23 protein-coding genes and 1 tRNA gene are annotated in these 24,490 nt (G+C 55.2%); 18 read left to right on the plus strand and 6 right to left on the minus strand.

The genetic code is table 11. The features are described from left to right. The first annotated feature begins 4 nt into the window (after positions 1-4). The 6 genes from CU100_RS05120 (at position 5) to CU100_RS05145 (ending at position 3,408) form a co-directional block, all read left to right on the plus strand. A complete protein-coding gene (locus tag CU100_RS05120; RefSeq protein ID WP_106715410.1) occupies positions 5-487 on the plus strand; it encodes a UPF0262 family protein in 483 nt (160 codons plus the stop codon). Between the two features lie 8 nt (positions 488-495). Beyond that, entirely contained in the window at positions 496-972 is a 477-nt protein-coding gene (locus CU100_RS05125) for an arsenate-mycothiol transferase ArsC (RefSeq protein WP_106715411.1), read from the plus strand. Between the two features lie 129 nt (positions 973-1,101). After that, entirely contained in the window at positions 1,102-1,320 is a 219-nt protein-coding gene (gene infA, locus CU100_RS05130; protein WP_008122731.1) for a translation initiation factor IF-1, read from the plus strand. A 34-nt stretch (positions 1,321-1,354) separates the two neighbouring features. Beyond that, positions 1,355-1,981: a Maf-like protein gene (locus tag CU100_RS05135; RefSeq protein ID WP_106715412.1), complete on the plus strand. Its 627-nt coding sequence runs from the start codon at positions 1,355-1,357 to the stop codon at positions 1,979-1,981. A 13-nt stretch (positions 1,982-1,994) separates the two neighbouring features. Beyond that, positions 1,995-2,204, plus strand: a complete 210-nt coding sequence (gene yacG, locus CU100_RS05140) for a DNA gyrase inhibitor YacG (protein ID WP_245418919.1) — start codon at positions 1,995-1,997, stop codon at positions 2,202-2,204. A 64-nt stretch (positions 2,205-2,268) separates the two neighbouring features. Next, a complete protein-coding gene (locus CU100_RS05145; protein WP_106715414.1) occupies positions 2,269-3,408 on the plus strand; it encodes a Gfo/Idh/MocA family protein in 1,140 nt (379 codons plus the stop codon). Here the strand turns inward: CU100_RS05145 and CU100_RS05150 are convergent. Further along, complete coding sequence (locus tag CU100_RS05150) at positions 3,405-4,493, minus strand: Gfo/Idh/MocA family protein (RefSeq protein ID WP_106715415.1); 1,089 nt, start codon at positions 4,491-4,493, stop codon at positions 3,405-3,407. The two genes, CU100_RS05145 and CU100_RS05150, sit on opposite strands and share 4 nt — an antisense overlap. Before the next feature lie 192 nt (positions 4,494-4,685). Between CU100_RS05150 and CU100_RS05155 the strand changes: the two genes are divergently transcribed. Further along, positions 4,686-4,761: transfer RNA gene (locus CU100_RS05155), tRNA-Phe, on the plus strand. Between the two features lie 257 nt (positions 4,762-5,018). Here the strand turns inward: CU100_RS05155 and CU100_RS05160 are convergent. The 4 genes from CU100_RS05160 to CU100_RS05175 all read right to left on the minus strand — a co-directional run bounded on the left by CU100_RS05160 (position 5,019) and on the right by CU100_RS05175 (position 9,133). Further along, positions 5,019-6,125, minus strand: coding sequence for an NAD(P)/FAD-dependent oxidoreductase (locus CU100_RS05160; protein WP_106715416.1), 1,107 nt, complete (start codon positions 6,123-6,125; stop codon positions 5,019-5,021). 3 nt (positions 6,126-6,128) lie between these two features. After that, complete coding sequence (locus CU100_RS05165) at positions 6,129-6,425, minus strand: hypothetical protein (RefSeq protein WP_106715417.1); 297 nt, start codon at positions 6,423-6,425, stop codon at positions 6,129-6,131. Positions 6,426-6,633: 208 nt separating this feature from the next. Next, positions 6,634-7,620 carry a glycosyltransferase family 2 protein gene (locus CU100_RS05170; RefSeq protein ID WP_106715418.1) on the minus strand — a complete coding sequence of 329 codons (987 nt, stop codon included), beginning with the start codon at positions 7,618-7,620 and terminating at the stop codon, positions 6,634-6,636. Positions 7,621-7,651: 31 nt separating this feature from the next. Further along, a complete protein-coding gene (locus tag CU100_RS05175; RefSeq protein WP_106715419.1) occupies positions 7,652-9,133 on the minus strand; it encodes an oligosaccharide flippase family protein in 1,482 nt (493 codons plus the stop codon). Between the two features lie 331 nt (positions 9,134-9,464). On the opposite strand from CU100_RS05175, the gene CU100_RS05180 reads away from it, so the two are divergent. From CU100_RS05180 to CU100_RS05205, 6 genes are all read left to right on the plus strand, one after another. Beyond that, positions 9,465-10,718, plus strand: a complete 1,254-nt coding sequence (locus CU100_RS05180; RefSeq protein WP_106715420.1) for a polysaccharide pyruvyl transferase family protein — start codon at positions 9,465-9,467, stop codon at positions 10,716-10,718. Positions 10,719-10,844: 126 nt separating this feature from the next. Continuing rightward, positions 10,845-12,041, plus strand: coding sequence for a glycosyltransferase family 4 protein (locus tag CU100_RS05185; RefSeq protein WP_106715421.1), 1,197 nt, complete (start codon positions 10,845-10,847; stop codon positions 12,039-12,041). Positions 12,042-12,176: 135 nt separating this feature from the next. Next, positions 12,177-13,547, plus strand: a complete 1,371-nt coding sequence (locus CU100_RS05190; protein WP_106715422.1) for a glutamate-1-semialdehyde 2,1-aminomutase — start codon at positions 12,177-12,179, stop codon at positions 13,545-13,547. After that, positions 13,540-14,883 (plus strand): apiosidase-like domain-containing protein, encoded by a 1,344-nt coding sequence (locus CU100_RS05195; protein ID WP_106715423.1) that lies wholly within the window; start codon positions 13,540-13,542, stop codon positions 14,881-14,883. The genes CU100_RS05190 and CU100_RS05195 overlap by 8 nt, the downstream gene beginning before the upstream one ends. Before the next feature lie 137 nt (positions 14,884-15,020). Beyond that, complete coding sequence (locus CU100_RS05200) at positions 15,021-16,091, plus strand: NAD-dependent epimerase/dehydratase family protein (protein ID WP_106715424.1); 1,071 nt, start codon at positions 15,021-15,023, stop codon at positions 16,089-16,091. Between the two features lie 28 nt (positions 16,092-16,119). Further along, on the plus strand, positions 16,120-17,484 hold the full coding sequence (locus tag CU100_RS05205) for a DUF4910 domain-containing protein (protein WP_106715425.1): 1,365 nt from the start codon (positions 16,120-16,122) through the stop codon (positions 17,482-17,484). Here CU100_RS05205 and rfbC read toward each other — a convergent pair. After that, the gene (gene rfbC, locus CU100_RS05210) at positions 17,448-17,987 is read right to left on the minus strand and encodes a dTDP-4-dehydrorhamnose 3,5-epimerase (RefSeq protein ID WP_106715426.1); all 540 of its coding nucleotides are present in this window, start codon (positions 17,985-17,987) and stop codon (positions 17,448-17,450) included. The genes CU100_RS05205 and rfbC overlap by 37 nt on opposite strands. 324 nt (positions 17,988-18,311) lie before the next feature. Between rfbC and CU100_RS05220 the strand changes: the two genes are divergently transcribed. The 5 genes from CU100_RS05220 to CU100_RS05240 all read left to right on the plus strand — a co-directional run bounded on the left by CU100_RS05220 (position 18,312) and on the right by CU100_RS05240 (position 24,482). Further along, positions 18,312-19,607 carry a class I SAM-dependent methyltransferase gene (locus CU100_RS05220; RefSeq protein ID WP_106715428.1) on the plus strand — a complete coding sequence of 432 codons (1,296 nt, stop codon included), beginning with the start codon at positions 18,312-18,314 and terminating at the stop codon, positions 19,605-19,607. Further along, positions 19,604-20,416 carry a sugar phosphate nucleotidyltransferase gene (locus CU100_RS05225; RefSeq protein ID WP_106715429.1) on the plus strand — a complete coding sequence of 271 codons (813 nt, stop codon included), beginning with the start codon at positions 19,604-19,606 and terminating at the stop codon, positions 20,414-20,416. Before CU100_RS05220 ends, CU100_RS05225 begins: the two co-directional genes overlap by 4 nt. Beyond that, the gene (locus CU100_RS05230; protein ID WP_106715430.1) at positions 20,413-21,072 is read left to right on the plus strand and encodes a PIG-L deacetylase family protein; all 660 of its coding nucleotides are present in this window, start codon (positions 20,413-20,415) and stop codon (positions 21,070-21,072) included. Before CU100_RS05225 ends, CU100_RS05230 begins: the two co-directional genes overlap by 4 nt. 401 nt (positions 21,073-21,473) lie before the next feature. Then, the gene (locus tag CU100_RS05235; RefSeq protein ID WP_106715431.1) at positions 21,474-22,265 is read left to right on the plus strand and encodes a response regulator transcription factor; all 792 of its coding nucleotides are present in this window, start codon (positions 21,474-21,476) and stop codon (positions 22,263-22,265) included. Between the two features lie 48 nt (positions 22,266-22,313). Then, complete coding sequence (locus tag CU100_RS05240; protein ID WP_106715432.1) at positions 22,314-24,482, plus strand: GumC family protein; 2,169 nt, start codon at positions 22,314-22,316, stop codon at positions 24,480-24,482. The last annotated feature ends 8 nt before the right edge of the window (positions 24,483-24,490 follow it).

Genomic DNA, 24,490 nt, shown 5'->3' on the forward strand with positions numbered 1-24,490 from the left:
GGAAATGATGACAGCGACGGACATGGCCCGGCTGATCGATGTGGAACTGGACGAGACGATCGGCCGTTCTACGCCGGACGTCGAGCATGAACGTGCTGTCGCGATCTTCGATCTGATCGAAGAAAACAGCTTTCGCCCGGTTGGAGATGAGGGAAGCGGCCCCTACAGGTTGAAGATCTCGCTGGTCGAATCCCGACTGATCTTCGCCATCGCACGCGAGAATGGCGATGAAGTGGTCACGCACATCCTGTCGTTGACGCCGTTGCGCAAGGTTGTGAAGGATTATTTCATGATCTGCGAAAGCTACTATGAGGCAATCCGCGCTTCCAGTCCCAGCAAGATCGAGGCGATAGATATGGGACGTCGCGGTCTGCACAACGAAGGGTCACAGGCTTTGATGGACCGTTTGAACGGTAAGATCGAGGTGGATTTCGACACCGCCCGCCGCCTCTTCACGTTGGTTTGTGTGTTGCATTGGCGGGGTTAGGCGAAGCCATGCCACATGGGCCGGACAAACTGCCGGATGAACACGGCCTAGAAAAGCCGGTATTGCCAGGTGCAGTCTTGTTCATATGCGGCTTGAATTCAATTCGATCTCCGATCGCGGAGACGCTGGCTCGCAGCTTGCTGCCTTCGAAGGTCTACATTGCGTCTGCGGGCGTCGAAAAGGGCGAACCGGATCCCTTTGTCGATGCGGTACTCGAGGAGGTCGGCCTAAAGAAAGCTTCAGCCCAGCCCCGCACTTTTGAAGAGCTGGAAGATGATTATTTTGATCTTATCATTACATTGTCTCCCAAGGCACACCACATGGCATTGGAGTTGACGCGCACCAAATCCGTGCATGTGGAGTATTGGCCGACGCCTGACCCAACTTTGGTGCGTGGGCGTCGAAATCAAATTCTGGATGCTTATCGCGACGTTCGGGAAAATCTGAAACATCATATACTGGAGCGTTTTGGCAGCACCGGATGAACCTCCTGTGCAGCCTGCAAATTTGCTTCAAACTCCCTTGTTCACAAATGATGCGCAATACTATAGGTTCCGCGCAAAATTGCGGTCGAGCATGACCACAAAATTCCCTTATCGGAGATAGCACTACGCATGGCGAAAGAAGAAGTATTGGAGTTTCCTGGTCTCGTGACGGAGCTGTTGCCCAACGCGATGTTTCGGGTAAAGCTCGAAAATGACCATGAAATTATCGCACACACGGCTGGTCGCATGCGCAAGAACCGCATTCGCGTCTTGGCCGGCGACAAGGTTCTCGTCGAAATGACCCCTTATGACCTGACCAAGGGCCGCATCACCTATCGCTTCAAATAATCAGCTCCGCGTTTCGCAGGAAGTTTCGACGTCAATGAGCGACCAGCACAAATTCGTTCTTGCATCGGGCTCGCCGCGCCGTTTGGCGCTGCTGGCCCAGATTGGCATCGAGCCCGACCGACTGTTGCCCGCTGATGTCGACGAGACACCTTTGCGTGCCGAACATCCACGCTCTCTGGCGCGCCGCTTGGCTCGCATCAAGGCCGAGAAGGTGGCAGAAGAGCTGAAGAGCGATACGGAACTCAGCGGGTGCTACATCGTAGCGGCCGATACCGTTGTTGCCGTGGGCCGCCGGATTCTCCCCAAGGCAGAAATCCTCGACGATGCGACCGCTTGCTTGCGATTGCTTTCCGGACGGTCACATCGTGTCTACACGGGGCTTTGCCTTGTAACGCCGAAGGGCAAGCAGCGCCAGGATCTGATCGAGACACGCGTTCGCTTCAAACGTCTTTCCCGCGAGGAATTGGAGAGCTATCTTGCGTCCGGTGAATGGCGCGGCAAAGCCGGAGGCTATGCGATTCAGGGGCTTGCAGGTGGCTTCGTTGTCAAGCTTGTTGGCTCTTATAGCAATGTTGTAGGCTTGCCTCTTTATGAAACCGCCAGCCTTCTGCATGGTGAAGGCTATCCGGTTTACGCCAATTGGCAATCCTCAGTTCGTTAGCGGAACTTGTCCATTGACTGATAACAACAAACGCTCGGCGAATGTCACGCCTTTGCGGCCGACCCGCCCTTGTCCTGAATGCAAGAGGCCATCACAGCGAGATCACTATCCCTTCTGCTCGGCACGCTGCCGTAACGTTGATCCCAACCGCTGGTTGACGGGCGCTTATGTGTTGCCCGCCGTTGAAAGTGCAGACGACAGCGACGATGAACTGGATAGCTGAGACGCTTCACGTTCTTTTCACTTCATGCAGTTAATCCTGCCCCTGTCAGAACGGGGATGCCCTCATGAAGATCGCCATCGTCGGCACCGGCTTCGTGGCCGACTATTACATGACTACGCTTGCCAATCACCCGGAGCTTGTGCTTACCGGCGTTTTTGATCGGGATTCTGCACGCCTGAAGCAGTTCGCCGATCATTACAAAGTCGCCACCTATCAGGATTTCGAAGCGATACTGGCTGATCCGAGCGTCGGAATTGTTGTCAACCTCAGCACACCCGAGAGCCACTATTCATTGTCCAAGCAGGCGCTCGAAGCGGGCAAGCATGTCTATTGTGAAAAGCCGCTGGCCATGCGCTACGGAGAAGCGGCGGAGCTTGTGGCGCTAGCGGAACGCTTGAATCTCGTTTTGGGATCTGCACCCGCCAATGCCTTGAGCGATGCGTACGGACTGGCGGCGGATTCGCTCGGTGGCATCGGCAAGCCGCGGCTGGTCTATGCCCAGATGGAAGACGGCCCCGTATTCCGGGCGAACTGGCAGGGGTGGCGGTCGGTCTCGGGTGCGCGGTGGCCGGGTCTGCATGAATTCGAAATCGGGTGCACACTCGAGCACGCAGGCTATGCCTTGTCATGGCTGGTGTCCCTGTTCGGGCCCGTCGACAGCCTTACTGCATTCTCCGCGCTCACCTTTCCGGACAAAGGTCCCGGCACGGAACAGATCGAGATGGCGTCTGATTTTTCTGTCGGCTGCCTGCACTTCAACTCGGGTGTCATTGCCCGGGTCACTTGCGGGCTTGCTGCACCACGCGACCGTTCATTGACAATCCTGGGCGATAGCGGGACGCTGACTGTAGTCGACTTGTGGGATCACCGCTCGCTGATCTATCGCGAAACCACCGGAGAAGGCCGTACAATGCGAACAAAGCTTGCAGACCTTGCCGAGGTCCGCCTGGCTCGCTTCTTGCGCTGCAAGCCCTTGCCGGGGCGGAAAATGCGTTACGCCAGCCGGGCAAAACGGATCAAACTTCCGGCCTACCCTTCGCAGATCGATTTTGCCGGGGGTATTGCGGCGCAAGCCATTGCTATCGAACGAGGCACCCCGATGTTTAACTCGGGGAGGGTTGCCCTGCACATCACCGAACTTGTGCTGGCACTGAACAGGGGCGGCTCGCTGCCGCAACCCTACAGGATGCGCAGCACGTTCTAAAGCTTGATGATCTGCGGTGCCGCCGGTTGTGCCAAGACGATGTTGATAGCGCGCAATGCATTGATACTGTCTGGAAGCGGCATGATCGGCACGCTCCGTGCGCCGCTACGCATGGCGTCCATTACCGCCATCGCTTCGAATTGCAGTCCATTACCATCGAACGAGTATTCCTCGACTTTGCGCCCGGGTAAAGGAAGACGATCGTAAATCTTGGCTAAGAAGCCGAACCGTGCGGGGAGCGGTCCGAAAGGCGCGTTCTGGGCAAAACCGCGGTAAATCGTTAGCCGCTGCGCTTTCAGGAACGGCGCATTCAGGCGCAGGGTCCCTTGAGTACCCTCGACGACGAAATGGTTGGCTCCGTCCCGGTCAAACCCGCAAGCGAGTTGCGCTTCCGCTTCGTCATAATGCAGGGTGATCCGCGAACTTATGTCGACGCCATTTGGCGCAGCGTGCCAGAGGCCCGAGATTTTTTGTGGCTGGCCGAGGAAATGCATGGCGAGCGATACACAATAAATCCCAAGATCGAGACTGGCACCCCCTCCAAGGGAGCGGTTGAAATAGCGGCTTTCAGGCTCGTATTCGTGTTCATAGGCGAGCTCCGCGGTAATTTTGCGGATGGCTCCGATTTCCCCTGCATCAACTTTCGCTTTAGCCGCGACAATGGCCGGCAAAAACCGCGTCCACATCGCTTCCATAGCAAAGACCTTCACCCGCGCTGCCTCGCGCTGGATAACCGAGGCTTCCGTGTGGGAAGGGGCGAGCGGCTTTTCTGTAAGGATAGCTTTTCCGGCGCGAACGGCCTTCAGCGCCTGCGCCAGATGCATTGAATTGGGAGTGGCGATATAAACCGCATCAATGGCTGAGTCGCTGAGAAACAAATCAAGATCGGAATACGCGCGGTGACTGCCATGAGCACCCCGGAACTCTTCTGCACCGGCCGCACTTCTCGAGTAATTGGCTACAAGTGCAGCGTCTGGAATGAGCGTCAGGTCTGATGCAAATCGTCGCGCGATGTCCCCGCTTCCAATGATCCCCCAACCAAAGACCTGATCCCCAACGCGCTTGTCCTCCCCTATCTCAGTCATGCAACAACGAATCCCGTCTCTAATGCCTCAAACAAACGCACCATTGCATGCCCTTGGCAAGAGGCAGAAAAACGGCAAAAAATTCGCGAGTTGATGCTGGACAGCAGGATTTTTAGTGTTATAACCCACGCGCTTCTGACGGAAAAGCCAACCCGTCGAAAGGCTTGCCGGATAACGGAAACGCCACGGAGTGCCCAGATAGCTCAGTTGGTAGAGCAGCGGATTGAAAATCCGCGTGTCCGTGGTTCGAATCCGCGTCTGGGCACCACTTTTCTCAGTACCATCGGCTGCAGCCACAATGTCGATGTGGCGTCTGACACGGTTTCCCCGGAACAGATGCGTTCAGGCCTCACGTCACTATCTTAAAAAATGAATTCAGGGTGTTGCTGAATTGCGGGTCGATGCCGGCAGCACAGCTTTATGGAAGTCGAGAAATCTCCGGTTCGGTAAAGAATCATTGTGCAAGCGGCACTGAAGAAGAGCTTCATACTTCGGCGCTGCCGCGAGTTGAGCCCCTGATTAGCTTCACACCATAGTGGATACGTGATCAGCGATTGCAAGCGAAGCTGTGAGACCGGGGCTCTCGATGCCGAATAGATTAACCAGCCCGCCAATTCCATGAGTCGCGGGACCCTGGATGATAAAATCGGTCACTGGTTCGCCGTCGATACTCAGTTTAGGCCGAATCCCGCAATAGGCGGGCTGCAACGAACCGGTGGCAAGATCAGGCCAGTATTTGCGTATTTCATCATAAAAGCGGTCCGCGCGTCCAGGATCGACACTGTAGTCGATAGATTCGACCCACTCGACATCAGGGCCGAACCGCATGCGCCCCTCCAGGTCGAGGGTGAGGTGAACGCCTAGCCCTCCAGGTTCCGGCACGGGATAAATCAGGTGCTTGAACGGCGTCTTGCCCGCCGCCGAAAAATAGTTGCCTTTCGCAAAGCGCGGCTGGGGTACGAAACTCGGTGCCAGTCCACTGATGGATGAAGCAATGGATGGAGCGTGAAGGCCACAGGCGTTGATGAAGACGGATGCTTGCAGCTCGAAAGAGTGTCCAGTGGCGATGTCGACCGTTTCGATCCGCAATCCGTCCTTGATGGATTCCGCTGAGGCCACTCGGGTGCGATAGGAGATGACGGCGCCATGGTCTTGCGCATCACCCAGCATCGCCAACATCAGCCCGTGGCTGTCGATGATCCCGGTCGACGGCGAGAACAGTGCCGCGGTGCACCTTAGTTCTGGCTCGCGCTGACAGGCTTGCAGCTTCGATAGAAACTCGAGATCCGAAACGCCATTGGCTCTTGCGCTCGCTGCTATCGTACCAAGCGCGTGGATCTGGGTTGCGTCCGTGGCCACGATAAGTTTGCCGCAGCGCGAATGCGGGACGCCATGCGCTTCCGCGAACGCGTATAGAGCGTTACGGCCCTCGACACAAAGACGCGCTTTTAAACTGCCTTTGGGATAATATATGCCGGCATGAATTACTTCAGAGTTGCGCGAACTCGTACCTGTGCCGATTGTGTCGGCCTCATCAACGATAAGGGTCTCAATTCCGCGGCGCGCAAAAGCCCGCGCGATCGCCAGCCCGACAACGCCCGCACCGGCGACGACGCATCCCACCCGTTCCAATCGTCAGTGACCTCCGTGCACGGCAAAAGGCGCCAGCTTCCTTTCCAGGCTCTGCAGAGTTTCGATAATCTGGAGCCCGATGCGTTCATAACAAGGATAGTGCAAGAGATGCTCTTTGTCCCAATCTGCGGGGGAAAGGCTACTGCCGTAGTCCTGGGGTGCCGAATTCTTGAGTTCGGTCAGATATTCCTGGACGGAAATGGAGGTGGGTGGCGTTCCCGTTGCCATATGCATGAACAGGGCGCGCAGCCAGAATTGGGTGGCCATGAGTTCAATGCGGATCTGTTCGTCTTCGATCATGGTTTTCCGGTCCAACGCTTCAACGCAAAGCTGACTTATTAAGCACCTTTATTCGTTCAAGCGATAATTGGCTTCACGGGTATCAAGCTAATACAAAAGCGGGTAATCAAACCGCCAAACTAATGATATTGGAGTGTATTTTCATACTTTGCAGCGTGTAACCCGAAACGACGAATCCGGCTCTGTCGATTAAGAGCAGCGGATGAAGTCAAATGGACCCCGTTGCGTCTGCTATGCGTCTGCCGCCGAATAATTGTTTCACGCGGCTAATCAGGTCCGGTCTTCGCCAAAGATAGCCGATGGGCGGCAAAAGTGCGCTCATTGGATGAAGTCTGATCGCGTAGTTGATCAATTCGCGAACGCCTGGGTCGCCGCGCAAAAAGTGCGATACCGCACACCAATAGGCTCTGTCACTCAAGCTCCGCCGAGCTTTTCGAAGCATTAGATCGGCATCGGCAAGGGATGCTCCATGATCCCTGAAGAACGCCTCGAACGCTGCCTCCGATTCGACATTCCAATGATGCACATTTTGCAGAATAGCCGATTGGTTGGCGCCATGAATGCGCACGATCGATTGAACGTCATCGAGCTTCACGACTGCGCCAGCGGCGGCGAATCGCATCCACATTTCCATGTCATCCGTATGAGGTAGGTCTGGTCTGTAATATCCAAGCCGCTTTTGGACGGCCGTTCTTACCACGGTCATGGGACCGCGTACCGGACTGCGACCGGTCTCGCAGAAGGAGTAAAGGAAATCACCACCGGTTATATACTGTTCGGTTGAGGTCATCGTTCCGCGAGCATGGTCAAGCGATTTGCCGTCCTCGATGAACATCGTTTCGCCGAACACGAGATTTGCGTCAGGATATCGGTCAAGCGCCGAAACGGATTTTCTCAATGATCCCATCGGGAGCCAGTCGTCTGAACATACGATCGTAAAATAATCCGATTCCGCCCAGTCGATCGCTCTGTTGAACGAAGCATGCGCGCCCAGATTTATTGTGTTTAGACAAAGTTCGACGCGAGGGTCAGATGCCGCGATCTCCCGGGCAATAATGGCGCTGTCATCCGTCGAGGCGTTATCTATAATGAGAATACGCAAATCGGCAACGTCTTGGTTCTGCACGCTTTCTACGCATCCACGAAGAAAACGCCCATAATTGTAGTTGGGAATTGCCACGTCTATCCGAGGCATTGCATTATACTCCCATTTCTTGCAGACCAGCCTATCTCTGCGCACTCTTCAGGAGATACGGTCTCCACGCCCGAATTCGTTCAGCGATACTCGTAAAAACAATGTTTATCTCGTTGAGAATTGGATGGCGCGTTGCCTTCAGCCCAATGAACCATCCAATAATTGCAAGAAAGCAGACAAGGACCGTTTCAGCTGCCGTGAAGTTGAACCGGAAGCCGAGATATGCCGCAACCAGCAGTGGGCCGGTAATGGCCGATAGGCTTGCCAGGAAGCTGGGCAGGATTGCTTTGTAAAGGTCCCACCACTCGAAACGGATGTAGCGCCGGACAAAGATGAAGCATAGCACCATCTGCAGCGGCAGGCTGATGAATTGGCTCGCGGCGATCGCGGTAACCCCAAAGAAGGCAGCGATACACAGAATAGCAGCGGAAGATACTCGCGAGATCATATTGAATGCAAATGCTGAACGATTGGCATTCAACGCAATCAGCAACGGGTAGGTAAGCACCACTGGGAAGAAGAAAACAGATGATAGGGTCAACAATCTCGCAATCGGTATGACGTCTTCCCATCCGTGACCCAGAACCAGCCGTACAATCGGGTCCGAAATTATTGCCACCATCAAGAGCGCTGGCCAATAGACCGCGCTAATGAAACCAAGAGCACGCAGATAAGATGGTTTAATGTCCAGATTGTTACGGACGCCCGCCGCCAGAGCGGGAAATGCCACCGAGAATACCGACGACAGAACCAATTTGTCGGGAAGATTGGATATTGTGACTGAGCGATTGTAGCGGCCAACAGCTGCAGACGACATGATGCTGCCTAACATAACCATCGGCAGTGAATCATACAGACGGTCAACGACGCTGGTCGCACCTCTGTATCGGCCGAACCTGGTCAGCGCAGGAAGCGATTGGAAGGAAGGGATGAAGCTCCACCACAACTGACGTGCCGCAAGGGTCAATGCCGTTGAGGCAATGCTTGCAACGAGTGCTCCGATCGCAAAGCTCACAAACCCCCAATCGAGCATGGCAAAACCAATCGTTGCAATAGCATTCACTGAAAGGCGAACGGTATCTATGAGCGTAACGGTGCCGAACTGCATATCTCGCCGCAGAAGGGACAGGTTCGGGGCCGCCAGACTTTCGATCACCGCTGCCGTGATTGTCAGCCAGAGAAACAGCTTCAGTGAAACGTTTTCATAGAACTGGGCTAGCCAAGGGGACGCGAGAAAGAGTCCGATTGCCAGAATGCAGGTGAAACAGACCATTACCGTGCGGGCGGTGCATACGTCCTGCGGTTCGACTTTGTCGAGCTGAATCAGAAAATCGGATGCCACGAATTCGCGTAACGAAAAAACCATCGTCGTCACGCTAAGTCCTATGACTGACAGACCAATTTCGGTTGGCGCCATCATGCGGGACATGACAACAATGAAGCTAAGACTTATGACAATGCTAAGGTACTGCCCCAGCGTTGCCATGAAAAAGGCACGGCGTACATATTTCATCGATTCGTGCCTCTCCTGCGTCGAACGCACACAATGTAGCCGATCCCGCTTTCAATGAAATGCAGCTAATGGGCGTAGCTCCCACACTAAAGCGGCGTAAACGCGGGAAATATCATCGGTGCGCGGCGAACGGATGGCGTGGAAATCGGCCCCGACAGTTTCACGCCTGCTTTCAAGACGTACGAGCTGTATGGCGACGCCGGAATGCCCTCCTCCCCCGAAAGGATAGATGGTCCCGACTGGCTTAAAAGACCATTATAAGCCTCCAGAAGCGAGACGTGTGGCTACAAGTGTTTTATTCGTTCGAAGATAATTCCCCAGAGGGCACGCTATGAAGATTGGTCTATTTGGGCTCTTCGGCTGCGGGAATAGCGGAAACGATGCCTCGCTAGAATCGGCAATCGCCTTTCTCCGGCGCGTTGGCTTGGACAAAGACGTCACCTGTATATGCCCGGAGCCTAGACGGGTCGAAGAGGCGTATGGAGTACCCTCCAGGTTCCTTACTCCCCCGATCAATGAAGAATCCGCCGCGGCCAAAATAAACCGGGCGCTGCTGCGCGTGCCTTATCGTCTACTGGGAATTTGGCACGCAATCCGTGAGACACGAAAGCTGGACGTAATAATAGTTCCGGGCACAGGTTTCCTGGACGACTTTCAGGACAGCCCGTTCGGGTGGCCCTTCATGGTGTTCAAGTGGTGCCTGGCTGGCTGGTTGCTACGCAAGGACATTTTCTTTGTCTGTATCGGCGCGGGGCCGATCAACCACTGGCTCAGCCGGTTCCTGATGAAAAGTGCAGCGCGAATGGCATCGTATCGTTCCTACCGGGATGTCGCCTCGAAGCAATTCATGCAGAGCATTGGCATTGATGTCTCCCAGGATGGTGTCTATCCCGACATAGTCTTCAGTTTGAGCGCGATGCCACCGCCTATGCCTCGTGATGGCGATGCGATCACCGTTGGTGTGGGAGTTATGTCCTATTTCGGCTGGTCAAGAGGCAATACAAACCGCGAGGACATCTATCGGCGCTATCTGGCCAACCTCAATGACTTTGTTTCGTGGCTGCTGGACAATGGATTTCGGGTGCGGCTCCTGACTGGTGATGATGGGGACCGGTCCGCGATCGATGATTTCATCCAAGGGCTGAAGTCGGCCAAAGGGCCTATCGGTGATCGTGTGTCGGCCGGAGGAACCCACACGTTGCAGGAACTCATGACCGAGATCGTCAAAACCGACCTTGTTGTGGTTAGCCGGTATCACAACCTCGTCAGCGCGTTGAAACTCGGGCGCCCTGCGATATCACTGGAATATTCAATCAAGAATCGCTCGCTTATGTCCGAAATGAAACTGGATGATTTTTGCCAGTCCATTGAGACATTCGACCTGGATCTTCTTAAAGAGCAATTTCGCAAGGCGCTCGAGCAGCAATCGGATCTGCGCAGGCAAATACTGAGTTGGGACGAGGAGTTCGCTAGGCGCCTTTCGACCCAAGAGGCGCGACTCCTCGAGCTTTTGCGCCGTCCGTCGCACCTTGGTCGCGTCGCGCCTACGATCGTTTCGAAGGTGGGGCCGCCATCAGTTGGATAAACCGATCGGTTGATGGCTTCGGTCAAAGTGCTGTCCCGCTCACCCCTCGTGAAGCGTTCAGCGGAGAGGTAGTCGCGGCTACGATACCACCAGGAGTACCAAGCTTTCTAGCAGGGACAGTGTTCGATGAAGTTCGCTTATTTTGTACATCCGCACATTGGCGGCACGTACACCGTTTTCAAGCAATTGCGTGAGGGCCTGGCCGGTTACGGTATTGAGGTCTGCTGGCTGGCAATGGGTGAAAGCGAAGCCTTGAAGCAGCCGCAATGGTTCCCCGAATTTGCACTCGGCAACAGCCTCGATATCGACGGGATGGCGACGGAGCGCGATCAGGCGAGGGCATTGGCGCAGGCAATTGCTGCGGGTGGTTTCGATGGTGTCTTCATCAATGTTCTGAGTGATCGTGTCCAGACCAATATCGCGCGATATTTGCCTGACGAAGTCATGCGCATCATGATCGTGCACAACATCACGGCAGGAACCTATGCGGCAGCTTTGTCCGTTCGCGACCATGTTCACGCGGCCGTAGGGGTTTCGGATCGCATCAGGGACGATTTGATCCAGGCGATGGGCTTCCCAACCAAACGGACATTTTCCATTCCCCATGCGGCCGAGACCCGGTCTTCAAGAACGATCGAGCGAAAGGCGAGGACCACCGAGCCGCTCCGCGCCATCTTCCTTGGACGCGTCGAAGATGCTTCCAAAGGAGTATTCTGGCTTCCTGAAATATTGGACAAGCTCGACCCGTCGATTCACCTGACCGTTGCCGGCGACGGGCCGGACCTCAAGGCTCTGAAATTGAAGCTGGCGCGTCATTCCGGACGCGTCACATTTCTGGGTGCAGTGCATCCGAGTAAGGTACAGAAGCTCCTTTTCGAGCATGACGTCATGGTCATGCCATCACGGTTCGAGGGCTTCGGCCTGACGTTGACCGAGGCGATGGCTGCCGGGTGCATACCCGTGGTCTCACGCATTCGCGGTGTGACCAGTATGATCGTCGACGATGGAGTGGATGGTTATCTCTTTCCGATCGGCAACACGGCGGAAGCAGCGCGTATTATTACAAAGATCGCCACCAATCCAGAGACTGCAAGCTCACTTTCGCTGGCCGCCCGGCAGAAGGCAGAACAGGTATTCACCATCGACTCCATGGCGCGGCGCTACTTTGATGTGATTGAGCAGGTCAGCGAAGGGCGCTTCGAAATAGCGCCGCCTCTCGATATCGAGGAATGGTCTTTGCCGAAAGGCCTTCGGCCCGCATTGCGGACGTTCATTCCAAAGCCGATCAAGAACTGGCTCCGGGTGATGCGGGAAAGAATCTGAAGCAGTACTTCTTTTGGGGCTGCCGGTGACTGAATTGCCGAAGTGAGTTCACCGACAGAGCGCTCTATTCTGGAACAAAGTTTGAAGCGCGTTCGACACGCTGAGGCAATGAATTCGAAAACTGAGGTTTGTCACATGGCCGCACCGATCGGCAACTTTGAAAAATCAAACCGGCTACGTCCGCTGGCGCATCGTCTCATACCAGGCGGCGCCCATACCTACGCAAAGGGAGACGACCAATATCCCGTCCTCTCGCCAGGTTTCATTGCGCGGGGCCTGGGAAGTCATGTCTGGGATGTCGATGGCAACGAATACATCGAATACGGCATGGGCAACCGGTCCGTAGGCCTCGGTCACGCCTATGGGCCTGTTCTTGAGGCAGCGACGCGACAACTCCAGCTCGGCTGCAATTTTACGCGGCCGGCCAGCATCGAAGTAGAATGTGCGGAAACCTTCCTTGCGACTATTCCCGGCGCAGAAATGGTCAAGTTCTGCAAGGATGGATCGGATGCGACATCCGGCGCGGTACGGCTCGCGAGGGCGGTGACCGGGAGGGACATCATCGCACGGTGCGCCGATCATCCATTCTTTTCCACGGATGACTGGTTTATCGGTGACACCGAGATGAACGCAGGCATTCCGGCTGCCGTGCGGAACCTTACGGTCGACTTTCGGTATGACGATCTTGAAAGCGTGCGCCTTCTCTTTAACCGGTACCCGGGAAAAATAGCCGCACTTATTCTCGAACCGTCACGTGGTGACGATCCAAAGAATAACTTCCTCCATGCGGTGCGGGATATTTGCCACAAAAATGGCGCGCTGGTCATTCTCGATGAAATGATCACGGGTTTTCGCTGGCACGCCGGCGGCGCTCAACAACTATATGATATCCAGCCCGATTTTTCCTGCTTTGGCAAAGCACTGGGCAACGGCTTCTCGATTTCGGCGCTTGCCGGCAAACGCGAGTATATGAAACTTGGTGGTCTTGAACAGACGGGCAGCCCGCGTGTGTTCTTGCTTTCCACGACTCATGGCGCGGAAACGCATGCAATGGCGGCATCCATCGCGACGATGCGCATTTACCAGGACGAGCCTGTCATCGACCATCTGTACCGTCAGGGTGAAGCCCTGAGAGCCGGTATAGAACAGGTGGTATCTCGTCTCGGCCTCGCGGAATTCTTCCAGGTCACTGGCCGATCCTGCTGCCTGACCTATGCTACACGCGACCAGAACAAATCGCAGTCTCAGGCATTCCGAACACTATTCCTGCAGGAAACCATAAAGCGCGGCGTGCTTATGCCTTCGCTCGTGGTCAGCTACACGCATAGCGATGAGGACGTCGCGCGCACGATCGAGGCAGTTGACGGTTCGCTCGGGGTTTACAAACAGGCACTCGAAAACGGTGTTGAAAACTACCTCGTAGGCCGCCCGTCCGACGTTGTGTTCCGCCGCTTCAACAAGAGCCCGGCGCCTGTACGTGAACGGGAACTGGCAACGTATGATTGATGTGGTTTCGCGGTGCTGGCGCTATCTGCTCCTGGTGATGCTGATCCTGATGCCTTTGAGCGTTCACGCTGAGGGGACCAAGTTTCCCCTTCGGGTTGCGGAAAATCGCCGCTATCTTGAAGATGCGACTGGCAAACCGTTCCTGATCACGGGCGAGGCTGCATGGTCGCTGATCGGAGATCTTTCCCGCGAGGACGCTGACAAGTATCTCGCTGATCGGCAGCGCCGGGGCTTCAACACCATTCTTGTTTCGCTTATCGAACATCGGTTCAGCCGCAACGCGCCGCGCAATTTTTACAAGCGAGCGCCTTTTATGGTGGAAGGAGATTTCACCAAGCCGAATGAAAGCTACTTCAACGATGCGGACTGGATTCTCAATCGAGCGAGGGAACGCGGTTTCCTCGTTCTGCTTGTTCCATCCTATCTAGGCTCCGGTGGAGGGCCAGAAGGCTGGTTTCGGGAAGTCCAGGCGGCGGGACCCGAAGCGATGCGAACCTACGGGCGCTATCTTGGCGAGAGATTTCGCAAATACCCGAATATCGTCTGGGTCCAAGGCGGCGACTATGATACGCCCGACAAGAGTTTGGTGGATGAGCTTGCGCGCGGCATATCGGACATCGATCCGTCAGCTCTCCAGACTGTTCACCGTGGACCGGATACGCTCGGCAGTATGGAATGGGCGGGGGTGCCTTGGTTCAAGCTCGACACGCTCTATGCTTATGACGATATCATCGATCGCGCGCTCCAGCGTGCGAGCACGGGACCGGAGATTCCATTCTTCTTTATCGAGGGTCCTTACGAGAACGAGCGAGGATCGGATGAGCAATCGCTTCGCCTGAACGCGTATGGCACAATTCTGTCAGGCGCTTGCGGCCAGATATTCGGCAACAACCCACTTTGGCATTTCGCGGGGCCTGGCCTTTATGACGTGGCAGGGACGTGGGAGGATGCATTGGCAAGCCGCGGCTCGCAGAGCATCACCCATCTAAAGCGCCTTTTCGACCCACTTCCCTGGTGGGAACTTGAGCCCGAACGCGGCCGACTTCTGGCAAAACGAGGACAATCGTCCAAGGGTAACGCCTTGGGCGCGCTGACGAGGGAGGGCACCTTGGCTGTGCTCTATTTGTCCGGACAAAGGTCTGTCGCCATCGACACAAATGCGTTAACCAAATCCGTCGGGCTTGCACGCTGGTACGATCCGGCTTCCGGTAATTATATGGACGAACCTGAGGCTGGAGCCATCGGACAGCAGGGGATTGTGACCTTCGAAGTGCCTCGATCCGCCAACTCCGGAGGCTTCGAGGATTGGGTGCTGGTTCTGACGAAGAGAGGCTAGGTCCAGCAAAAGGCGTAGCGCATTTGCCGAAAGTGTAGTTCTGACGGCATACGTTCCTCCGAACTCCTCTCTCGCGGTTCAGCCTCCTCCTCAGTACCTTCCAGGAGAAAAACAGCTATCCCGGAAGGACGTACAGAATGAAAGTGCTTGTTACAGGACACCGCGGTTATATCGGAACAGTGATGGCGCCTTTTCTGATGAAAGCGGGCCATGAGGTTCACGGTTACGACGCCGAGCTTTATCGCAGTTGCTCCTACGCGCCCGGCGGTTCCATTGCCGATGTGCCGGCGCTGTGCAAGGACGTGCGAGACGTGACCGTGAGTGATCTCAAGGGCTTTGACGCAGTCATCCATCTCGCCGCATTGTCGAATGATCCGCTGAGTAATCTCAACCCCGATATCACGTACGAAATCAATCATCGCGGCAGTGTGAAATTCGCCGAAACAGCAAAAAAAGCCGGCGTATCACGCTTTCTCTTTGCATCGTCCTGCAGCAATTACGGCAAGTCCGGCGAGGGAATGATCGACGAAACCGGCCAGCTAAATCCGGTGACGGCCTATGGCTCCTCGAAAGTCCTCGCTGAAAAAGATATCGCGAAACTCGCCGACGACAACTTCACGCCCACATATCTGAGGCCAGCGACAGCGTACGGTCTGTCGCCTATGTTGCGTTTCGATCTCGTTCTGAACAATCTGGTCGCGTGGGCCGTCACTGAGGGTGTGATCCTGCTGAAGTCAGATGGCTCGCCCTGGCGCCCAATCGTCCACATCGAGGATATTTCCCGGGCATTTCTTGCCGCCATGGAAGCTCCGAAGGAAAAGGTCCATAATGAGGCATTCAACGTCGGCCAGTCGGCGCATAATTACCGGATAAGGGAAATTGCAGAGATCGTGGCGCAGGTCGTACCGGGCTGCCGTCTGGAATTCGCTGATGATGCAGGCCCCGACACACGTTCCTATCGGGTAAGCTTCGAAAAGATCGCAAGAATACTTCCGGCATTCAAGCCCGTGTGGGATGCCAAAGCCGGCGCGGAGCAGTTGCACGCGGCTTACATGAGTGCAGGTTTGACCCTTCAGGAGTTCGAGGGTCCGCGATATCAGCGGATCAGCCATATCCGGAAGTCTCTGGACGAGGGTACTCTCAATCAGAGCCTGCGCCGTGTCCCATCGTCGTCGCGGCATCCGGCTTTGGCCGATGCTGTCATATGACGGCTTTGAGTCGGCCATGAACAGCTTTATGGTATCGTTCGATACAATCAGGTCGACGGGCGACGCCGAGGTAGATGTGGGAATCCGCATTTACGCTCTCGCCGCCAGGCTCTTTCCGATCTGCCGTAGCATAACCGGGGATGGCGTGCGTGAAACGCTGCAAATCCTTGGCCAGCAGATCGATCTGACCCAATACGAGGTTCCAACCGGTACACCGGTACTCGATTGGACGGTGCCACAGGAATGGAACATACGCGACGCGTACATCAAGAATCCGTCAGGCGAGAAGGTGCTAGATCTAGCCGAGAATAACCTTCACGTTTTGGGCTATAGTATTCCCGTGCAGAAGACGATGCCGCTCGGCGAACTGAAATCGCATATCCACACCCTGCCCGAACAACCCAGCCTTATTCCCTATAGAACTTCATACTATAACGAGCAGTGGGGCTTCTGCATGGCCCATGATGATTTTGCGCAGCTCGAAGACGGGAACTATGAGGTCTACATCGATTCCGAAAAGCGGGATGGGCACCTTAGCTATGGCGAATACGTGCATAAGGGTCACACGGACAGGGATGTTCTACTTTCGGCTCACATCTGCCATCCCTCGTTAGCCAATGACAATTGTTCGGGGCTCGCATTGCTGGCTTGTCTCGCCAAAGCGTTGCGCACGCGCAAAACACGGTACAATTACCGCTTTCTTTTTGCGCCTGGAACGATCGGTGCGCTCACATGGCTTGCGGGCAATGAGCACAAGGTCTCCAGTATTGACCACGGCTTGATCGTTTCCTGTGTTGGCGACGGCGGCGGACCCAATTACAAGCGAAGCCGTCGGGGCAACTCCGTTATAGATCAGGTGATGGAATACGTGTTGAGCGTGGACGAAAGGCATGGAACAATCAGCGAGTTCAGTCCCTACGGTTACGACGAGCGCCAATATTGTTCGCCCGGATTCAACCTTCCGGTGGGGCTCTTCCAGCGAAGCGCCTTCGGAACGTTTCCCGAATATCACACCTCGGCCGACAATCTGGATTTTATCTCGCCGGAACATCTGGCTTCATCCTATCGGATGATCATGGAAGCCATCGATATACTGGAGATGAACTGGACGCCCCTTAACCTCTTTCCGAAAGGCGAGCCCCAGCTCGGGAGGCGCGGCCTTTATTCGGCCTTGGGCGGCGATAAATCTGCAGGTGAAACCGCGATGGGATATTTATGGGTGCTCAACTTGGCGGATGGCAATCATACGCTGCTGGATATCACTCGACGTTCAGGCATGTCCTTCCGTGATATCGCTCGCGCCGCGCAACTGCTTCTGGCCAATGGCCTGCTCGCCGACATCAGTGAGCAGCCCCCTCAGGCGGGTGAGACATCCATCAGTGGCCATACCTGATCCTTGTCTGAGAGGACACTCGGCAGTGCCGGCCACTCTATCCCGAAAGCAGGATCGTCCCACCTGACGCCCGTTGATGCTTGCGGGTGGTAGAACTCCGATATCAAATAGGAAACCGTTGCGTCGTCGCGCAAAGTCTGGAACCCGTGGGCAAAGCCCTTGGGGATGTAAAGTTGGCGGCCATTGCTCTCAGAAAGTTCATAGGCTGCCCAGTGCCGGCACGTAGGGGAATGGGGCCGCAAGTCGACGATCACGTCCATTATGGCGCCGCGGATGCAGGAAACGACTTTTACCTCCTCATGTGGCGCTACTTGAAAATGCATTCCCCTCAGCGTGTGTTTCCTGACGGAATGCGACATGCTGTGCTGCACGAACCTTGTTTCAAGGCCGTGTTCCTTGAACTCATTGAGGCAGAATGTTCGGGCGAACGATCCACGGTCGTCGGAGATCGGAAGGACTTCGACCAGCCATGCGCCATTCAGTTTCGTCTCGGTAAATCGCATTCCAACCGCCTTCGCTCGATCCAGCTTTGAAGATTCGATTTTGTCAAACTCTGCCCGGGCGCGAAACTCACAATAAGAGGTAGCGTCGCTGTGGGAGCAGGCAACGTTGTCGACGTTCTCTAGGCAGGCAGCCCGTCCGGCAGCGAAAGCCGCACTCCGTTTGAGGGACGTGCTGTAAGGGGACGATCCACCGTTCGGATGAGCCCACTGATCGCATTGTCATATCGCCCGTGCGTGCCGGACGCCGTAACTTTGGTCATGAGGGCGCCGCTTGCCGAAATTCTGCGCGGCAGGTGATGACACGTGATGATCAGGAGCGAAGGCATGAACATTCAAACCAATGCTGTTTTGTTGGCAGAACGCCCAGGCGATAAGGTGCACTCCTGCCGCCTGTGCGGAACCGGTTTGAAACACACCTTCATCGACCTTGGAATGCAGCCTCCTTGCGAGAGCTTCGTTCCGCGTGAGTTGCTCGACACTATGGAGCCCTACTACCCGCTCCACGTTTTCGTGTGCGAGGAATGTCTGCTTGTACAGTTGAACGAGTATGTCAGCCCGCAAGCTATCTTCGAAGAATATGCCTATTTCTCTTCCTATTCCACGAGCTGGGTCGCGCATGCGAAGAGATATTGTCATCAGATGGCCGAGCAGCTGAATCTTGGCCGTGACAGCCTTGTCGTCGAACTCGCCAGCAATGACGGTTACTTGCTTCAGCACTTTCTTCCATTGAATATTCCCGTGCTCGGCGTGGAGCCGGCAGCCAATGTCGCCAAGGTAGCGGTTGAGAAGGGCATCCCGACTCGCGTGGAATTCTTCGGCGAAAGATATGCGCGGGAGCTGGTCGGAGAAGGTCTGAGGGCAGATCTGATCGCCGGTAACAATGTGCTTGCCCAGGTGCCGGATCTCAATGATTTCGTTGCCGGCATGAAAATTCTTCTTAAGCCTGAAGGCGTTATCACGCTGGAATTTCCTCATATCGAGAAACTGATCGCGGAAAACCAGTTCGATACGATCTATCACGAGCACTTCTCCTATTTCTCGCTCCTCACGATCCAGCTTATGGCTGAGCGGCACGGATTGAAGATCATCGATGTAGAGGAATTGGTGACGCATGGCGGTTCGTTGCGCGTGCACCTCGCGCATCTGGAGAGCGAGCGTCCAACCCAGTCCAGCGTCGAGCGTGTATTGAACAACGAGATCAACTCGGGTCTCGACCGGATCGAGGTATATACTTCGTTTGTCGAGAACGCCCGCAAGGTGAAGCGCGAGCTCCTGTCCTTCCTGATCGCTGCAAAAGAGGCGGGGAAGACTATTTGCGGATACGGCGCGCCCGGCAAGGGCAACACAATGCTCAACTACTGCGGGATCGGAACAGATTTCCTTGATTTCACGGTGGACAGGAATCCCTACAAGCACGGCCGCTATACGCCGGGCATGCATATACCGATCGAACCGGTTGAAGCGATTGATCTGAAGAGACCCGACTACATCCTCATCCTGCCTTGGAATCTCAAGGACGAAATCGTTGCGCAGATGCGGCATGTGCAGGAATGGGGCGCCAAGTTCATTGTCCCCATTCCAGGTGTAGCGGTCATCGACCCAAAGGAGCTCAAGCCATGAAAGTAGTTCTGTTCTGTGGCGGCATGGGCACTCGCATCCGGGAATATTCGGAGAACGTTCCTAAACCGATGATCCCGCTGGGATCCCAGCCCATACTGCGGCATGTCATGCAGTACTATGCCGATTACGGGCACGATGATTTCATCCTCTGCCTTGGTTACAAGGCCAATGTCGTCAAGGACTTCTTCCTTAATTGCCGGCCGCAGACATTCTCCGACTGCGTGGTCACGGGCGATGGCAATGTTGAGGTGCTCGGGGAATCGCAGAAGGATTGGCGGATTTCGCTGATCGACACAGGTATTTGGCGCAATATCGGCGAGCGCCTCTGGGCGGTACGCGACCAGGTGAAAAACGAGAAAATCTTCCTCGCCAATTATAGCGACGGCCTCAGCAATGTGGACCTCGACGATATGATCGAGAAGTTCGAAGCCAGCGGAAAAATCGCCTGCTTCCTCGCCGTACGGCCGCCGCTCACCTATCATCTGGCGGATATCGCTGAAGACGGACGCGTTCGTGAGTTTCGCTCCTCTGACCGGTCCGACATCTGGATAAATGGCGGCTACTTCCTCTTCCGCGGCGAGATATTCGACTATATGCGCGAGTCCGAGGAACTCGTACTCGAACCCTTCAGCCGATTGATAAAAGACGATATGCTGATGGCCTACAAGCACGAAGGATTCTGGCGTTCAATGGACACTCTGCGCGACTGGCAAGCGCTGCAGGAGATGGTTGAACGCGGGGAAATGCCTTGGACAGCCCATGGAGCGTTGAAGGACGGCTCGAACATCCGCCTGGTAAAATCGCTATGAGGCAATTGCCTCTGGCAAGGCGCGGAGAGCGCCTTTCCGTTCTCTGTCTGGGAGCTCATTCGGACGACATCGAAATCGGAGCGGGGGGAACAATCCTGCGACTCATCGAGGATGGCGTGCTGCTTGATGTTCATTGGTGCGTGCTGAGCGCGTCCGGCGCCCGTGCAAGCGAAGCGAACGCGTCCGCCCTGGCCTTCCTTGAAGGCGCAGCATCACGCAGGGTGGAACTTGCCAACTTTGAAGACAGTTACTTCCCCGATCAATCCCGCACCATCAAGCATTGGCTCAATAGCGTGCGCGACCGGATCTCTCCGGACGTGATCTTTACCCACGCGCGTGATGATGCGCATCAGGATCACCGGGAAGTCAATCGTCTTACCACCAACGTCTTTCGCGATCATCTTGTATTGGAATACGAGATTCCCAAATGGGATGGCGACCTGGCGCAGCACAATACCTATATGCCGCTCACAGCTCGCATCATGGACCGGAAAACACAACTTCTTCTCGAGCATTTTGGCACGCAGCGTTCCAAGGACTGGTTTGACGAACTGACATTCACGGGCTTAGCCCGGCTCCGCGGCATGGAATGCCGTGCGGAAGAGCGTTTTGCTGAAGCCTTCACCAACCGGAAGCTGTCATTGTCGATAGGTTGATGCAGGCCGTATCGGCCACGCCGGCTGAGATTACGCGCAACGTCTCCGAATCCACCCGAATCACCCACGAAAAAGGCAGCGAATCGCTGCTCGGCTGACGGGCAAAAGCGCAGTTTTGCAATATTCTAAAGTATAAACTTTTTCTTATGTGCTTAGTTGAGCATCGAAATTGCGGAGAATGTACTAATAAGCGCCTGCCACGAATTAATCCAGCTTATGGAGGTGGGCTATAGCTGGCTAGGCCGCGGATTTTTTCGCCATCGAAGGAATTATAAGAGGATTAAAGACACTAACAAATAAAGAGCGTAAATTAATAATCGTGAAAAAGAAGTGCGGCTGGACGTGTTTATGCGCGTTCAATAGATCAACTCGCAACAAAAGATAAAAATTGGGGTAATAAAATGGAGAATACTCATCCATCCCGCTTGGGCAAAAGCGAATTAGAACCAACTGATCGTGAGATCATCGTAAATAACAATCAGCAATCGTCCGATAGGTATAACGACAATCGTCAATTCCAAAAATATAGTCCTGATGACTACTTGGCGATTGTAGACAAGCGCGCTCTCGAACGCGAATGCCTGGCACAGGCCTTGATCAATCATCATATAGGCCTCAAAGTATTTACGTTCGGCAGTTTGGAAGAATGGCAGGCATCTAAAAAAGAAATATCAAATCTGCGCGCGGTGTTGATAAACACGGGCAATCGAACGCTGGATGACGCCAATCTTACTGCCGAGATTAGTGAGCTCGTTGCAACGTTTCAAACTGCGGCCGTTGTCGTCGTCGCCGACAATGATGATCTAACATTCATTTTGAAGGCTCTTGAGCTTGGCGTACGCGGATATATACCGACCACCGTTGGTATCGAGATTTGCATGCAGGCTATTGAGCTCGCGATCGCCGGTGGGAAGTTTGTCCCAGCAAGTAGTGTGTTGAGCCTGCGCAAGCTGCTTGGTGGTCGAAGCGACGAGTTCCGTCACATCACGACATCCTTTACCGCACGACAGTCCGCAGTTGCTGAAGGTCTTCGGCGCGGCAAGGCAAACAAGATCATCGCCTACGAACTGAACCTTTGCGAAAGCACGGTGAAAGTTCACATCCGCAACATCATGAAAAAGCTGGGTGCCACGAACCGGACCGAGGTTGCATACAAGATCAGCGACATGATTCCGCATGAATCCAGATTCTGACCGGACAAAGGTCGGCCACTCGATATCTGATTTTCAGAGGTACTAATCATGATCGTTTCTGAAGTTTTGCCTTCCGAGGGCGGGATGCCGCTATCGCGCATCCTTGCGCTTCTGATGAACAGGTGGCCTACAGTTCTGTCGGCCATCGCCCTGTGCATCGGCTTGGCGATATTGGGTTACATGGCAAAGCCGGCCAAGTACAGTTCTGAAGCGATCCTCGCGCTTGACGTTCGCAAGTTGCAGGCACTTCCCAATGAATCGGTAGTGTCGCCACTCCCGCAGGAAAGCCCTGTTTTACGAACAGAGCTGGACATCATCAGTTCACGGTCCATGGCCGAGAAGGTGCTGGCGGATCTTGATGGTCAAGGATTTGACCCAAGCGGCAATATGATACCCCCCGAACAAAGGGTGGCCGTTGCCAGCGATGCATCGGCCCCGTCGGATCGGATGCGAATCGACCGCCTTCTGTCCAACCTCGACGTTGTCAACGACGGCCGGTCCTATACTATTTATATCAGCTACCAGGCCAACAATCCTGAATATTCGGCCGCTGTCGCCAATGCCTTCGGTGAGGCCTATCTCAACTATCAGATCGACTTGCAGACATCGGCTACACGCCGGGTCAGCGAATGGTTGGGCGGCAAGCTCACCAGTCTTCGCGCTACGCTCGAGCAATCGGAGCGCGCCGCGGCCGATTTCCGTGAGAAATCCGGACTGGTGAAGGCAAACGGCATGACGCTCCAGTCTCAGCAGATAGCAGCGCTCAATGCTGAACTTGCCACCTTGCGCGGCAAGCTTGCAGGTGCCGAAGCCCGGCTGTCGACGGCGATCGAGGCGTCCAAGAACAATTCGGGCGTTGCCCTGTCTGAAATCCTGAGTTCACCTGCCATCCTGGCGTTGCGGACTGAACAATCCCGTATCGAAAGACAGATACAGCAGATCAGGGAAAGCGGCGCCACCCAGAGCGTGCAGTTGCCGCAACTGACTTCCCAGCTCGAATCGCTCAAGACCCAGATCGGCGTCGAAGTTCAGCAAATTCTCGATAGCCTCAGGAACGAGATCAATGTCACGCATCTTCAGCAGGCGTCGGTTGAGGCAAATCTGAAAGAACTGCAGGACAGCATGTCGACGGCCAACAAGGCAAGTGTTCAGGCTGACCAGCTCGATCGTGAAGCCGCGGCGAACCGTGCGATCTACGAGAGCTATTTGACACGCTACAAGCAGACCATCGAGCAGGATGGCATCGCCACCGCCGAAGCACGGATGATTTCGCAAGCCGTCCCGGCAATGTCAAAGGTCAGCCCGCACCTGCCATCATGGCTTGCATTGGGCGGAATTAGTGGCGTTTGCCTCGGCATGGCAGCAGCTTTCTTCAGAGAGATGCGGGACAAGTCCATCCGCTCGAGTACTGCTCTGGAAGCAGCAGCACGGTTGCCGATCATCGGGCGCATACCGCAATTGTCGGTCCGCGAGAGAAAAGAAGCAGCACGCATGGTTACGGACGGCAATTCAGGCTTTGGCCGCGCAATTGCGGATCTCCAGGCACAATTGTTGCTGTCGGCATCAACCAAGGCCGCACGCGCAATTGCGATAACATCGGCCGGGGATCAGGAGGGAAAGACCCTGGTCGTCGCTGGACTTGCCAGATCGCTTTCTGCCACAGGGATCAGGACGATCGTGGTTGATGCCAACTTCAGAAACCCGATGGTCGCGCATGAGTTCGGCGATCAGTTCGGTCCTTATCTCGAAGAGGTAATTCGTGGGCGGCACACGCTCGAAGCAGCCGTCCAGCACGACCCGGAATCGTCTATCGATTTCGTGGCGACGCAAACCTGCCAGGTGCCGGCGGAATTCCTTCTTGGCCATGAGCAGTTTGGCAAGCTGATCGCCCAGCTCAAGCGGCAGTACGATATCGTCCTTATCGACACACCGGCTCTCTCAAACAGCGCAGATGCGATACGCGCTGCATCGCTGGCGGACACCACGGTTCTGGTCGTGCGTCGTGATACCGCCAAGATGGAGGACGTGATCACGGCAATAACCAGATTACGTGCAGACGGGCGAAAGGTCAGTGGCATAGTTCTCAATAGCGATCATCACAGCCGCCCGGTTTCGTTGAGGGCGCCGCTTGCCTCGACCCATCTTGTCTCGGGGCAGGTCGTCAAGAAAATCGCCGGCTATACGAAAGCCCGCCCGACTACCACTGCAAAGGTATGAGGTTCACA

Origin of the sequence: Phyllobacterium endophyticum (genome assembly GCF_003010935.1) — a bacterium.
In the GTDB taxonomy this organism is placed as follows: domain Bacteria; phylum Pseudomonadota; class Alphaproteobacteria; order Rhizobiales; family Rhizobiaceae; genus Phyllobacterium; species Phyllobacterium endophyticum.

What these genes read in the sequence shown, in the direction of transcription:
- CU100_RS05120 (WP_106715410.1), top strand. Translation starts at nt 5, where the DNA reads ATGATGACAGCGACGGACATGGCCCGGCTGATCGATGTGGAACTGGAC.
- CU100_RS05125 (WP_106715411.1), top strand. Translation starts at nt 496, where the DNA reads ATGCCACATGGGCCGGACAAACTGCCGGATGAACACGGCCTAGAAAAG.
- infA (WP_008122731.1), top strand. Translation starts at nt 1,102, where the DNA reads ATGGCGAAAGAAGAAGTATTGGAGTTTCCTGGTCTCGTGACGGAGCTG.
- CU100_RS05135 (WP_106715412.1), top strand. Translation starts at nt 1,355, where the DNA reads ATGAGCGACCAGCACAAATTCGTTCTTGCATCGGGCTCGCCGCGCCGT.
- CU100_RS05145 (WP_106715414.1), top strand. Translation starts at nt 2,269, where the DNA reads ATGAAGATCGCCATCGTCGGCACCGGCTTCGTGGCCGACTATTACATG.
- CU100_RS05150 (WP_106715415.1), bottom strand. Translation starts at nt 4,493, where the DNA reads ATGACTGAGATAGGGGAGGACAAGCGCGTTGGGGATCAGGTCTTTGGT.
- CU100_RS05165 (WP_106715417.1), bottom strand. Translation starts at nt 6,425, where the DNA reads ATGATCGAAGACGAACAGATCCGCATTGAACTCATGGCCACCCAATTC.
- CU100_RS05170 (WP_106715418.1), bottom strand. Translation starts at nt 7,620, where the DNA reads ATGCCTCGGATAGACGTGGCAATTCCCAACTACAATTATGGGCGTTTT.
- CU100_RS05175 (WP_106715419.1), bottom strand. Translation starts at nt 9,133, where the DNA reads ATGAAATATGTACGCCGTGCCTTTTTCATGGCAACGCTGGGGCAGTAC.
- CU100_RS05180 (WP_106715420.1), top strand. Translation starts at nt 9,465, where the DNA reads ATGAAGATTGGTCTATTTGGGCTCTTCGGCTGCGGGAATAGCGGAAAC.
- CU100_RS05185 (WP_106715421.1), top strand. Translation starts at nt 10,845, where the DNA reads ATGAAGTTCGCTTATTTTGTACATCCGCACATTGGCGGCACGTACACC.
- CU100_RS05190 (WP_106715422.1), top strand. Translation starts at nt 12,177, where the DNA reads ATGGCCGCACCGATCGGCAACTTTGAAAAATCAAACCGGCTACGTCCG.
- CU100_RS05195 (WP_106715423.1), top strand. Translation starts at nt 13,540, where the DNA reads ATGATTGATGTGGTTTCGCGGTGCTGGCGCTATCTGCTCCTGGTGATG.
- CU100_RS05200 (WP_106715424.1), top strand. Translation starts at nt 15,021, where the DNA reads ATGAAAGTGCTTGTTACAGGACACCGCGGTTATATCGGAACAGTGATG.
- CU100_RS05205 (WP_106715425.1), top strand. Translation starts at nt 16,120, where the DNA reads ATGGTATCGTTCGATACAATCAGGTCGACGGGCGACGCCGAGGTAGAT.
- rfbC (WP_106715426.1), bottom strand. Translation starts at nt 17,987, where the DNA reads ATGCGATTTACCGAGACGAAACTGAATGGCGCATGGCTGGTCGAAGTC.
- CU100_RS05220 (WP_106715428.1), top strand. Translation starts at nt 18,312, where the DNA reads ATGAACATTCAAACCAATGCTGTTTTGTTGGCAGAACGCCCAGGCGAT.
- CU100_RS05225 (WP_106715429.1), top strand. Translation starts at nt 19,604, where the DNA reads ATGAAAGTAGTTCTGTTCTGTGGCGGCATGGGCACTCGCATCCGGGAA.
- CU100_RS05230 (WP_106715430.1), top strand. Translation starts at nt 20,413, where the DNA reads ATGAGGCAATTGCCTCTGGCAAGGCGCGGAGAGCGCCTTTCCGTTCTC.
- CU100_RS05235 (WP_106715431.1), top strand. Translation starts at nt 21,474, where the DNA reads ATGGAGAATACTCATCCATCCCGCTTGGGCAAAAGCGAATTAGAACCA.
- CU100_RS05240 (WP_106715432.1), top strand. Translation starts at nt 22,314, where the DNA reads ATGATCGTTTCTGAAGTTTTGCCTTCCGAGGGCGGGATGCCGCTATCG.